The sequence below is a fragment of the Nostoc sp. UHCC 0302 genome (assembly GCF_038096175.1).
Taxonomy (GTDB): Bacteria; Cyanobacteriota; Cyanobacteriia; order Cyanobacteriales; family Nostocaceae; genus UHCC-0302.
The window spans coordinates 5,310,001-5,322,633 of record NZ_CP151099.1; the positions used below are offsets into that span (position 1 = coordinate 5,310,001).

At 43.5% G+C, this 12,633-nt stretch carries 6 protein-coding genes, 2 tRNA genes, 2 rRNA genes and 2 pseudogenes (1 of these 12 only partly in view); 5 read left to right on the top strand and 7 right to left on the bottom strand.

The window, feature by feature from the left end; all coding sequences use genetic code 11:
* From WKK05_RS23045 to WKK05_RS23060, 4 genes are all read right to left on the bottom strand, one after another.
* Window positions 1-1,339, bottom strand: a 23S ribosomal RNA gene (locus WKK05_RS23045) (it extends 1,546 nt beyond the left edge of the window).
* A 196-nt stretch (window positions 1,340-1,535) separates the two neighbouring features.
* Window positions 1,536-1,608, bottom strand: a tRNA-Ala gene (locus WKK05_RS23050).
* Between the two features lie 89 nt (window positions 1,609-1,697).
* Window positions 1,698-1,771, bottom strand: a tRNA-Ile gene (locus WKK05_RS23055).
* 123 nt (window positions 1,772-1,894) lie between these two features.
* Window positions 1,895-3,383 (bottom strand): 16S ribosomal RNA (locus WKK05_RS23060).
* The 16S and 23S rRNA genes sit together here with 2 tRNA genes alongside, the layout of an rRNA operon.
* Before the next feature lie 315 nt (window positions 3,384-3,698).
* Here WKK05_RS23060 and nadC point away from each other — a divergent pair.
* On the top strand, window positions 3,699-4,562 hold the full coding sequence (gene nadC, locus WKK05_RS23065; RefSeq protein ID WP_341525395.1) for a carboxylating nicotinate-nucleotide diphosphorylase: 864 nt from the start codon (window positions 3,699-3,701) through the stop codon (window positions 4,560-4,562).
* Window positions 4,563-4,782: 220 nt separating this feature from the next.
* Here nadC and WKK05_RS23070 read toward each other — a convergent pair.
* Together WKK05_RS23070 and WKK05_RS23075 are read right to left on the bottom strand one after the other, a co-directional pair.
* A pseudogene (locus tag WKK05_RS23070) lies at window positions 4,783-5,933 on the bottom strand (IS630 family transposase).
* Between the two features lie 85 nt (window positions 5,934-6,018).
* Window positions 6,019-6,726 (bottom strand): annotated as a pseudogene (locus WKK05_RS23075) (Uma2 family endonuclease).
* A gap of 117 nt (window positions 6,727-6,843) precedes the next feature.
* On the opposite strand from WKK05_RS23075, the gene argS reads away from it, so the two are divergent.
* Together argS and WKK05_RS23085 are read left to right on the top strand one after the other, a co-directional pair.
* Window positions 6,844-8,610 (top strand): arginine--tRNA ligase, encoded by a 1,767-nt coding sequence (gene argS / locus WKK05_RS23080; protein WP_341525396.1) that lies wholly within the window; start codon window positions 6,844-6,846, stop codon window positions 8,608-8,610.
* 25 nt (window positions 8,611-8,635) lie between these two features.
* Window positions 8,636-9,199, top strand: coding sequence for a Uma2 family endonuclease (locus WKK05_RS23085; protein ID WP_341525397.1), 564 nt, complete (start codon window positions 8,636-8,638; stop codon window positions 9,197-9,199).
* A 51-nt stretch (window positions 9,200-9,250) separates the two neighbouring features.
* Here WKK05_RS23085 and WKK05_RS23090 read toward each other — a convergent pair whose 3' ends face one another.
* Complete coding sequence (locus tag WKK05_RS23090) at window positions 9,251-10,117, bottom strand: metallophosphoesterase (protein ID WP_341525398.1); 867 nt, start codon at window positions 10,115-10,117, stop codon at window positions 9,251-9,253.
* 157 nt (window positions 10,118-10,274) lie between these two features.
* Between WKK05_RS23090 and der the strand changes: the two genes are divergently transcribed.
* Together der and WKK05_RS23100 are read left to right on the top strand one after the other, a co-directional pair.
* Window positions 10,275-11,636 (top strand): ribosome biogenesis GTPase Der, encoded by a 1,362-nt coding sequence (gene der, locus WKK05_RS23095; RefSeq protein WP_341525399.1) that lies wholly within the window; start codon window positions 10,275-10,277, stop codon window positions 11,634-11,636.
* 69 nt (window positions 11,637-11,705) lie between these two features.
* Window positions 11,706-12,632, top strand: coding sequence for an energy-coupling factor transporter transmembrane protein EcfT (locus WKK05_RS23100; RefSeq protein WP_341525400.1), 927 nt, complete (start codon window positions 11,706-11,708; stop codon window positions 12,630-12,632).
* The last annotated feature ends 1 nt before the right edge of the window (window position 12,633 follow it).

Here is a 12,633-nt window from a genome sequence, read left to right on the forward strand (position 1 = left end):
GAACCTGGCGGAGGAAACCTTAGGGTTTCGGGGCATTGGATTCTCACCAATGTTTGCGCTACTCAAGCCGACATTCTCACTTCCGTTTCGTCCACAGCTGCTTGCCGCTACTGCTTCTACCTACGACGGAACGCTCCCCTACCGATTAATATAATTAATCCCACAGCTTCGGTACATCGCTTAGCCCCGTTCATTTTCGGCGCGAGAGCGCTTGACTAGTGAGCTATTACGCACTCTTTCAAGGGTGGCTGCTTCTAGGCAAACCTCCTAGTTGTCTGTGCACTCTCACCTCCTTTATCACTTAGCGATGATTTGGGGACCTTAGCTGGTGGTCTGGGCTGTTTCCCTCTTGACGATGAAGCTTATCCCCCACCGTCTCACTGGCAACGTGTGCTCTGGGTATTCTGAGTTTGTCTCGATTTGGTACCGTTCTCACAGCCCGCACCGAAACAGTGCTTTACCCCCCAGGTATAATCGTTACCGCTGCGCCTCAACACATTTCGGGGAGAACCAGCTAGCTCCTGGTTCGATTGGCATTTCACCCCTAACCACAGCTCATCCGCCGATTTTTCAACATCGGTCGGTGCGGACCTCCACTTGGTGTTACCCAAGCTTCATCCTGGCCATGGTTAGATCACCAGGGTTCGGGTCTATAAACACTGATTATCGCCCTATTCAGACTCGGTTTCCCTTTGGCTCCAGCATTCTCGCTTTAACCTACCAGTGCCTATAAGTCGCCGGCTCATTCTTCAACAGGCACGCGGTCAGACGTTAAATCGTCCTCCCACTGCTTGTAAGCTGACGGTTTCATGTTCTATTTCACTCCCCTTCCGGGGTTCTTTTCACCTTTCCCTCGCGGTACTGGTTCACTATCGGTCACACAGTAGTATTTAGCCTTACGAGATGGTCCTCGCGGATTCACATGGGATTCCTCGTGCCCCATGCTACTCGGGATACAGCTACTATCCTTGAGTTTTCAACTACAGGACTTTCACCTTCTCTGGTGCAGTATTTAGCTGCTTCGTTTAACCGCTAGATTCGATATTGCTGTCCCACAACCCCAGTCAGTAAACCGACTGGTTTAGGCTCTTCCCCGTTCGCTCACCACTACTTAGGGAATCTCTTTTGATTTCTCTTCCTCCAGCTACTAAGATGTTTCAGTTCGCTGGGTTGGCTCTCTCCTGCCTATATATTCAGCAGGTAGTATATAGGGTTGCCCCATTCGGAAATCTCCGGCTCAAAGTTTGCTTCCAACTCCCCGGAGCATATCGTCGGTAACCACGTCCTTCATCGCCTCTGTGTGCCTAGGTATCCACCGTCAGCCCTTATTAGCTTGACCACAAACAATTGGTTTTCACATTTGCAAACACGTTCATCTTTTGAATGTCTGTGTCTGCCTGCTTTTTTCGCGTTACTATGCAGTTTTCAAGGTTCTGGCTGGATTCATTTCCCAGCAGTCTGACATCATATATATATAGATATAAATGTCATGTTGCTGAACTTTATCCGATTTTTTTAATGGCAATCGCCACAGGTGGAGGTTAGCGGACTCGAACCGCTGACATCCTGCTTGCAAAGCAGGCGCTCTACCAACTGAGCTAAACCCCCGCTCAAGAATTAAAAATTAAAAATTAAAAATTAAAAATTGAATTTTCTTCATTTTTAATTTTACATTTTACATTTTTAATTGCTTCAGGTGGGCCATCCTGGACTCGAACCAGGGACCTCACCCTTATCAGGGGTGCGCTCTAACCACCTGAGCTAATAGCCCAATTCCGAACCAAATCATAGTTTGAAAGTTCATCACAAATATCTGCGACCGACCTAGGAATGACCATCTCAATTCTCTATTTGCTGAATGCTTTCGAGTTCTGAGTGGATTAGGTCTCCCTAAAAAGGAGGTGATCCAGCCACACCTTCCGGTACGGCTACCTTGTTACGACTTCACCCCAGTCACCAGCACTGCCTTAGGCATCCCCCTCTCCGAAAAGTTGGGGTAATGACTTCGGGCGTTGCCAGCTTCCATGGTGTGACGGGCGGTGTGTACAAGGCCCGGGAACGAATTCACTGCAGTATGCTGACCTGCAATTACTAGCGATTCCTCCTTCACGCAGGCGAGTTGCAGCCTGCGATCTGAACTGAGCTACGGTTTACGGGATTTGCTTGCATTCGCATGCTTGCTGCCCTCTGTCCGTAGCATTGTAGTACGTGTGTAGCCCAAGACGTAAGGGGCATGCTGACTTGACGTCATCCCCACCTTCCTCCGGTTTGTCACCGGCAGTCTCTCTAGAGTGCCCAACTTAATGCTGGCAACTAAAAACGAGGGTTGCGCTCGTTGCGGGACTTAACCCAACATCTCACGACACGAGCTGACGACAGCCATGCACCACCTGTGTTCGCGCTCCCGAAGGCACCCTCTGCTTTCACAAAGGTTCGCGACATGTCAAGTCTTGGTAAGGTTCTTCGCGTTGCATCGAATTAAACCACATACTCCACCGCTTGTGCGGGCCCCCGTCAATTCCTTTGAGTTTCACAGTTGCCTGCGTACTCCCCAGGCGGGATACTTAACGCGTTAGCTACGGCACGGCTCGGGTCGATACAAGCCACGCCTAGTATCCATCGTTTACGGCTAGGACTACTGGGGTATCTAATCCCATTCGCTCCCCTAGCTTTCGTCCATGAGTGTCAGTTGCGGCCTAGCAGAGCGCTTTCGCCACCGGTGTTCTTCCTGATCTCTACGCATTTCACCGCTACACCAGGAATTCCCTCTGCCCCGAACGCACTCTAGCCATGTAGTTTCCACTGCTCTTATGAGGTTGAGCCTCACTCTTTAACAGCAGACTTACATAGCCACCTGCGGACGCTTTACGCCCAATCATTCCGGATAACGCTTGCATCCTCCGTATTACCGCGGCTGCTGGCACGGAGTTAGCCGATGCTGATTCCTCAGGTACCGTCATTGTGTTCTTCCCTGAGAAAAGAGGTTTACGACCCAAGAGCCTTCCTCCCTCACGCGGTATTGCTCCGTCAGGCTTTCGCCCATTGCGGAAAATTCCCCACTGCTGCCTCCCGTAGGAGTCTGGGCCGTGTCTCAGTCCCAGTGTGGCTGATCATCCTCTCAGACCAGCTACTGATCGTCGCCTAGGTAGGCTTTTACCCCACCTACTAGCTAATCAGACGCGAGCTCATCTTCAGGCAGCAAGCCTTTCACCTCTCGGCACATCCGGTATTAGCCACCGTTTCCAGTGGTTGTCCCAGACCTGAAGCCAGATTCTCACGCGTTACTCACCCGTCCGCCACTGTGTCCGAAGACACCGTTCGACTTGCATGTGTTAAGCATACCGCCAGCGTTCATCCTGAGCCAGGATCAAACTCTCCGTTTTGAAGTGTTTGCTTTATTAGCTCTTTCTGGCTGACTTTTTTTCCACCTCAGCCTAGTGTTTCAATTTAATTGACGCAGGCTACTTGTGGTATTATGACTTTCAAACTATAATATTTTCAAGGTTCGGTCGCCTTACTGGCGTCGCTCTGTCGCGTCCGTCTCTCAGGCACTTATTCAATATAACTAACACAACTCTAACTGTCAACTGTTTTTCCATCTATTTTTGGAACAAATTTTGCACCCCCCTAAAATCCTCTGCGCGTAAGGCTTTTAGGCTAGATTATTCCCTGAATCTCCAAAAGGACATTTTTCTGCTGTGAGTTTTTCTCCTGTTCTCCCCCCAAGCATCGTTCTTGACCCTCTGCTACGTGCTTGGTTGCTCGAAGATATCGGAAGGGGCGATTGCACCACTAATTCCCTTCTTTCTCCTGATTCAACAACAGGCACTGCTCTCTGGATTGCTAAAGCTCCTGGAATTATTGCTGGTTTAACACTCGCCACACGCGTTTTTCAGCTTTTAAATGAAAAAGTCAGCTTTGTAGCAGTTGCGGCTGAAGGTGCAAAGTGTGAGCCAGGACAGGTAATAGCTGAAATTAATGGTTCGTTGGATGCGCTGCTGATGGGGGAACGAGTTGCGCTGAACCTAGCTATGCGCTTGAGTGGGATTGCAACTTTAACTTATATATATGTAGAGCAGATTGCTGATTTACCTGCTCAGTTGGTGGACACACGTAAAACGACACCAGGACTGAGAATTTTAGAAAAGTACGCGACTGCTTTGGGAGGAGCGACTAATCACCGTATGGGGCTGGATGATGCGGTGATGATTAAAGATAACCATATAGCTGCGGCTGGGGGAATTGGAGAAGCAATTACCCGCATCCGTTCTCAGATTCCTTACCCGTTGACGATAGAAGTAGAAACGGAAAGTTTAAAGCAGGTGAAAGAAGCTTTACAACATAAAGCCGACATTATCATGTTAGATAATATGCCTTTGGATATGATGTGTGAGGCAGTGCAGTTGATTCGTCAGCAAGATAATCGTGTGAAAATCGAAGCTTCTGGGAATGTAACTTTGGAAACTATTCGTGCTGTGGCAGAAACGGGTGTTGACTATATTTCTAGTAGTGCGCCAATTACTCAGTCAAGATGGTTGGATTTAAGTATGAGGATTAAATAATTACCTTTGGATAAAAAAATACTGTAGTAGTTTAAGAAAATACATGAGCATGAAGAAAGTAATCATGTAGAAAGGTAAGAGCGCTGGGTTGTTAAGCACTCAAGGTTGACATAAATAACTTTTATATACTAAGAAACTCTTTGCCCACTAGCTTTTCCAGATATAGCCATATGAGTAGATACGATTGTTAGTAGTTAGTTAATAGTAAGCTAATCAGCATTTAAGCTGCAACATAGCTGAAATTAGTTTTATGTTTGATTTTCCGATGCCACTTAATCACTAACTCGCCTTGATTCAACAACTTATCTAGCAGTGTTTGTAATTCATCTACTGATTTAAATAAGCGATGAGCAATATATTCTTTACATGAATGCCAAACTAATTCGATAATGTTATAGTCAGGGCTATAAGCAGGCAAGAACTCTAAAATAAAATTCGGGAACTCTTGGGATATTTTAGCTAGAATATCTTTGCGTTTATGAAAACTAGCATTGTCTAAAATTAAAATTATCTTTGGCCCATACTTCGAGAAATCTTTACCCACATTTCCTTTACTTACCCACTCTTGTTTTATTAGTTCATTTAATTGTTGTAATTGCTCATAAAAAATATCTGCATTTCCCTTTTTTACAAAAAAGCATACGCGTTTCCGGTCTAATTCTCGAATTGCTCCCATGACGTTTACTCGACCACAACGTCGTTGTCCTGGAATATTCTTGCGTTTTCCTTTTTTACCCCAACCCTTGCGACGAATCACGCGTAAACTAAAACCACTCGTCGCGCGGGTACGCGCGCCCGCTACGCTAACGTCCAAAACCATACCTGCAAACGCTCTGGCTGTTCTCGCGCTATTGATAAATATTGAGCAAGTTTTTCTTTAAACTTCGCTCTCTCTATTGGGTTTTGTTTATCTTCCAGGTTATACTTAGCCCAGATATAGCTATACTTTTTTCGCTTTAATATCCTCCTTACTTGAGAGCTACTTAAATCAATTCCTGTTTTTTCGGTTAAATATGTAGCTAGTCGCTCTGCTGTCCATTTTCCAAATTCATACCCTAAATCTGAGGGTTCTTGGTCAACAGTTTTTAATAACAGTTCAATATATTCAGGCGTAGCTTTTCGGTAATATTCGTCCTCTCTTTTATTATGTAGAGTTTCCAAATTATCAGGATCACCGTGCATACACCAATATGCTACTGTTCTATGCGAACAACCTAAAAATTTAGCAATCTCGTATTGTGGTTTCCCATCATTCTGTAGCAGAATAATGAGAATTCTTTCCCTGACGTGTGGCTGCTCGCTCTCTTTCAGAGCTTGTTGTAGCTTACTAACTTGTGACGGCGTTAAAAAGTTCTTGGCTGGTGGTGGCATCTTTGCTTTGAAACGTCTTCATCTTTCTATTATGCAACTTACGTGCCGATTAGCTTATGCGATCGCTCTTCTGTGGCTCAAATTTCTAAATCTCTTCTGGGTTAATTCCTAAATCCTGCAAACTTTGCGCCAGCCTTTCGGCTCGTTGTTGTTCTTGTTGGGCGCGTTGTCCTTCTTGTTGCACTAATTCTTCAGGTGTAGATAATTTCTGCCCAGTTGCATCATACCAAATATAACCACTCACGCGATCGCCCCAAATAAACACCCCGTTCTCTGCCAATTGCTAAACCAATTTCTGGTATCCATACCTGCGAACCTGGTTGTAAAACATAATCTCCATCAACTAAGCGATAAACTTCTAGAGGTTCTCGCTTGCGCCGATATCTGCGGCTGGGTACATAAATTGCATAGTATAAAACTCCCAATTGGGCATAGTCGAGTTTTTTCTGTTTGTATTCCCCACCATAAGTTTTAGAAACAACTTCTAGGGCAAAGATGGGAACAATACCATCTTCTTCCCATAGAACATAGCTAAACGTCCCTCTTCACCAATAAAGCGTTCCACGCCTAAGCTGAGAAATCCATCTGGTACTAGTGGCGGTGTACTAGGAGCATAATAAATGCCCATATCTACACCAAAAAAACAATCAGTGCGATTACTCCATGCTAAAGCTAAAATTGCCTCTAATAAATTGGGAATCAGGTTTTGTAACTCGTTATCCACTGGCGTATCGTCAGAATCAGGCAGTTCTGACGAGGATGGAAGACAGTCCAGGGGATGGTAATGTACCATAACGGTCTTCACTGTAACTATGTAACTATATTTTAGGGCTAAAATAATCAAGCCTTAAAGAATGTCCAAGCATCAGGCAGGCAGCCCATAGCCCCCTCGAACAGATAATATTTAGATATGAACGCTACACAAGAACAACTAAAAGTAAAATTTGAGCAGGCTTTGGTGGCTGCTTTTGGCGCTGAATACGCCGGAGTAGATCCGATTTTGGTTTCTGCTAGCAATCCTAGATTTGGGGATTATCAAGCGAATGTGGCTTTATCCCTAAGTAAAAAATTAGGACAGCAACCAAGAGCGATCGCTTCGACAATTGTTGAGAAACTAGATGTATCCGAAATCTGCGAACCACCAGAAATTGCTGGGCCGGGATTTATCAACTTAAAACTGAAAACAGCATACATAGAAGTACAACTCAATGCTATTCAGGCAGATCCCAGGCTAGGAGTTCCACCGACGAAAACGCCCAAGCGTGAAATTGTAGATTTTTCCAGTCCGAATATTGCTAAAGAAATGCACGTCGGACACTTGCGTTCTACTATTATTGGTGATTCCATCGCTCGCATTCTGGAATTTCAAGGACACGATGTTCTACGGTTAAATCATGTGGGTGATTGGGGTACGCAATTTGGAATGTTAATCACCTACCTGCGTGAAGTTTACCCAGAAGCCCTTACTACCGCTAACGCTTTAAATATTGGGGATTTAGTTAGCTTTTACCGTCAAGCTAAACAGCGATTTGATACGGATGACACATTCCAAGAGACGGCACGGCAAGAAGTCGTAAGATTACAGGCAGGTGCAGAAGATACACTCCATGCTTGGAAACTTTTATGCGAACAATCGCGGCATGAGTTTCAGGTAATTTATGATTTGTTAGATATTAACTTAACCGAACGGGGAGAATCTTTTTACAATCCCTTACTACCAGGAATTGTAGAAGATTTAGAAAAATCCGGATTACTAGTAGAAAATCAAGGGGCGAAGTGCGTTTTCTTAGAAGGATTTACCAATAGAGAAGGTGAACCTTTACCCTTGATTGTGCAGAAATCTGATGGTGGTTATAACTATGCCACAACAGATTTAGCAGCTTTGCGCTACCGAATTCAACAAGATGAAGCAAAGCGGATAATTTATGTAACAGATGTTGGACAAGCAAATCACTTTGCCCAAGTTTTCCAGGTAGCACGCAAAGCAGGATGGATTCCTGATGATGTGGAACTAGTTCATGTTCCCTTTGGTTTGGTGTTGGGGGAAGATGGCAAGAGATACAGAACTCGTTCAAGTGATACTGTACCATTACGGGATTTGTTGGATGAAGCGATCGCTCGTACTCATACAGAGCTAGTAGCTAGGCTAAAAGAGGAAGAACGCGAAGAAACTGAAGAATTTATTAATAAAGTTGCTGAGGTAGTTGGGATTAGTGCGGTTAAATATGCTGACTTAAGCCAAAACCGCACTAGTAACTACATTTTCAGCTACGATAAAATGCTGGATCTTAAAGGTAATACTGCACCTTATATGCTATATGCTTATGCACGCATTCAAGGTATTAGCCGCAAGGGTGGTATTAACTTGGGGAATCTGGGAAATAACACCAAAGTTTTGTTGCAGCATGAAACAGAATTAGCATTGGCAAAGTACTTACTACAGTTGGATGAAGTTCTTAGTACTGTAGAGCAAGATTTATTGCCTCATCGGTTATGCGAGTATTTGTATGAGTTGAGTAAAAAGTTTAATCACTTTTACGATCGCAATCAAGGTGTTCGGGTACTGGATGCAGAGGAACCCCTACGCACATCTCGTTTGGTTCTGTGTGATTTAACTGCGAAAACTTTGAAGTTGGGACTATCTTTGCTGGGAATTCAGGTACTTGAAAGGATGTAAGAGTGCGTTTTGTTTGGAGACACACATGGTACAGACACCATCGAAAAGCATAACTTTGGCAGAGTTTTTGAAGCTACCAGAAACCAAACCCGCTAGTGAATACATTGATGGTAAAATTATTCAAAAACCTATGCCACAAGGAGAACATAGCACTATTCAAGGTGAGATGATTATTGCTATTAATGCCGTTGTTAAGCCTCTAAAAATTGCACGAGCATTTCCAGAACTACGGTGTACATTTGGTGGCAGATCAATAGTGCCAGACATAGCGGTATTTTCTTGGGAGAGAATTCCTCGCAAAGAAAATGGCGGTGTAGCAAATTTATTTTTAGCAGCCCCAGATTGGACAATTGAAATTCTATCACCTGACCAAAGACAAACAAAAGTTACAAAGAATATTCTCCATTGCCTCAATTATGAAACTCAAATGGGTTGGCTAATTGATCCAGAAGAGCAAGCAGTCTTTGTTTTTACACGCAATCAACAGCCAGTTGTGTTAGATGAGTTAGAGGCTTTACTTCCTGTACCAGAGTTTGCAAATGAACTACGGCTGACAGTGAAAGATTTATTTGGCTGGTTATTGGAGTAAAGCTAATTCTTCGAGTGTGCGATCGCCTATCATAAAAAGCGATCGCTAATGTTAACGTTTATTTGGTGCAACTAAAGTAAACACTGTAATTTCAGGACGGGCAGCAAATCGCATATATATTCCAATCATACCTAAGCCTCGGTTGGTATATTGGATCATATTTTCTACCTGATAACGTCCAAAGTAATACTTTTTACCCAAAGCCGGTAAAAAAAGTTCTGTGATAAAAGGTAAGCGGATTTGTCCACCGTGGGAATGGCCTGAAAGCTGTAAATCAAATCGTCCTGTAGCAGCACTGTTATCAGCAAAATCTGGCTCATGTGCTAATAAAATTGCTGCACCTTCATTGGATAATTGATTGAGTATTAAATCCAAACGAGGTTTACCGTACCAGATATCATCTACTCCAGCGATGTGAAGCATGGAGCTACCGCGACGTATTGTGTAAACATCATTATTAAGATAAGTTATTCCACTTTTTTCAATTGCTTGAATAATTGCTTTGTAGTCATTGCGGTAATCATGATTTCCTAATACTGCTACAGTTTGATCTCTAGCAATAAATCTATTCAAATCAAACTTAAGAGTCGGGACAATTGAGGGTGAATATTGAGTTACAAAATCTCCAGTAATCGCTATTAAGTCGGGTTTTTGCTGGTTAACCAGACTAATAATATTTCGGAAGCGCTTTTGACTCATCCACTTAGTGTCTCGATGAATATCGCTGATTTGCACAATGCGATAGCCATTAAATTCTGCGGACAGATGTGGCAAAGTTACTTGTAAAGAATTGATATCAATCCAGTCTGGTTCAATATACTTAGCGTATACTAAAGCACAACAAAGCAACAACAAGCACAATCCTAAAAATCGCAGAGTTAATCTGCTGGCTTTAATCAGCCACTTAAAATTTTTCAAGGGACAATCTCCATTAGTGTGACTACTAAGTTCCCTGTACGGAAGGTTTTTTAATTTGGCTAGTGATCATCTTCAAAGATCAAAAAATTAAACAAAGACTTAAAGTAGCTAAAATGGAGAGACGTGATATACTACGTCTCTCTATCACCCTGGGTTTATGGGACTGCCAATTGTTGCTATTATAGGACGCCCGAATGTGGGCAAATCCACCCTGGTTAATCGTCTCGCCGGGGAACAAACGGCGATTGTCCACGATGAACCGGGTATGACACGCGATCGCACTTATATGCCAGCTTACTGGCGCGATCGAGAATTTTTGGTGGTGGATACTGGTGGTTTAGTATTCAATGACGATACAGAATTCTTACCCCTAATTCGCCAGCAAGCAATGGCCGCGCTTACAGAAGCGAGTGCCGCTATTTTTGTTGTCAATGGTCAAACAGGTCCCACACCTGCTGATGAAGAAATCGTCAAGTGGTTACGCCAACTATCTGTTCCTGTGTTACTGGCCGTAAATAAATGTGAGTCTCCAGAACAAGGCTTAATGCAAGCTGCCGAATTTTGGGAATTGGGTTTAGGCGAACCTTATCCTCTCTCCGCGATTCATGGCAACGGTACAGGAGAGTTACTTGACGAGTTAATTAATCACATTCCGACTGTCGCAGAAGTCCCAGAAACTAATGAGATTAAAGTCGCAATTGTGGGACGACCGAATGTAGGCAAATCTAGTTTATTAAATGCTTTTGTTGGAGAAGCCAGGGCAATTGTCAGCCCGATTTCTGGTACAACTCGCGATGCTATTGATACTGTCGTTGAACGAGATGGGCAAACTTACTGCTTAATTGACACGGCAGGAATTCGCAAAAAGAAAAACGTCGAATACGGGCCGGAATTTTTTAGTATTAACCGCGCGTTCAAAGCAATTCGCCGCGCTGATGTGGTTTTATTAATCTTAGACGCCCTTGATGGAGTCACCGAGCAAGACCAAAAGTTAGCTGGACGGATTATTGAAGAAGGTCGAGCTTGCATCATCGTGGTGAATAAGTGGGATGCTGTCGAAAAAGACTCTTACACAATCTACGACTACGAAAAAACTCTGCAAGAGCGGTTACATTTTACCGAATGGGCAGAAACCATTTTTGTGAGTGCCTTAACAGGACAACGGGTAGAAAAGATTTTAGAGTTGGTAAATCAAGCGGCCGAGTCACACAAACGCCGTGTTACAACAGCAGTCATTAACGAAGTATTGGAAGACGCTGTTAGCTGGCATTCGCCTCCAGCATCACGCGGTGGACGTCAGGGCAAAATTTATTATGGTACACAAGTAGGTGTACAACCACCAACGATCGCCCTGTTTGTTAACGAAGCTAAACGCTTTAATGACAATTACCGTCGCTACATTGAACGACAATTCCGGCAACAACTGGGATTTAAAGGTACACCCATCCGTTTACTTTGGCGGAGTAAAAAAGTCCGTGATATGGAAAGTGGTAACGTGAATAGAGCCACTCGCGTGTAATAAACGTCATTTGTCATTAGTTAAAGAATAAACTGCAAATGACAAATGACAAATGACAAATGACAAAACATGGATTTACTGCGATCGCTACCACTTGGACTTTACTTAGAACAACCCCAAACTTGGCTACATAAAATTGATCCACGGGTCAAGTTGGCTTGGTTGATGAGTTTTTTAACCAGCTACACTTTTGCTAACAACTTTTGGCGTGTGCTGTTAGTAGTACTACTAATTCTTACTACTGTTATCGCCAGGATACCGCTACGAGTGTGGCGGCAGCAAATGGGTTGGCTGTTAACGTTGTCGTTTTTTGTTTTAGCGATCGCTGCCATCAGTCCAGATGGACTAGGTATAGATTATCAACCACGCCTACCTGCTAACGAACAAATATTAACGCAGCAATACACCTCTAACACTACCAATACTGTCCCAGAACAAATAGGTAAAAAGAAAGAATACAGTTACGTACTATTTCACAAAGGCCCAGTCAGAATAACTCGCTACTCTTTGGACTTGGGAGTACGTATAAGTACAATTTTATTTACTGTAATTTACAGCACTAACCTCTATCTGCTGACAACTGCACCAGAAGAAATTACATCTGCTATAGAAAGCTTGATGCAACCCCTAAGACGTCTGAAGTTGCCTGTTACAGAAATTACTCTAACTTTAACTTTATCTTTACGGTTTATTCCCCTCGTTTTAGAAGAAGTGCAGAATTTAATTCGTTCTGTGATGACAAGAGCAATAAATTGGAAAAAACTGGGATTGAAAGGAGCAGTTAAAGTTTGGATGACTGTTGCAGAAAGATTGTTAGAAAATCTGCTTTTACGGGCGGAACAAATGGCTAATGCAATGATGGTGAGGGGTTTTACCAGTCCGAATGAACATAAAGTACAGTGGCACGACTTACGACTACAACAGCGTGACTGGTTCGCGATCGCAATTTTAGTTTTATTCTGGGGAGTACGGCTAGTTATAGGAACTGAAGTTTGAA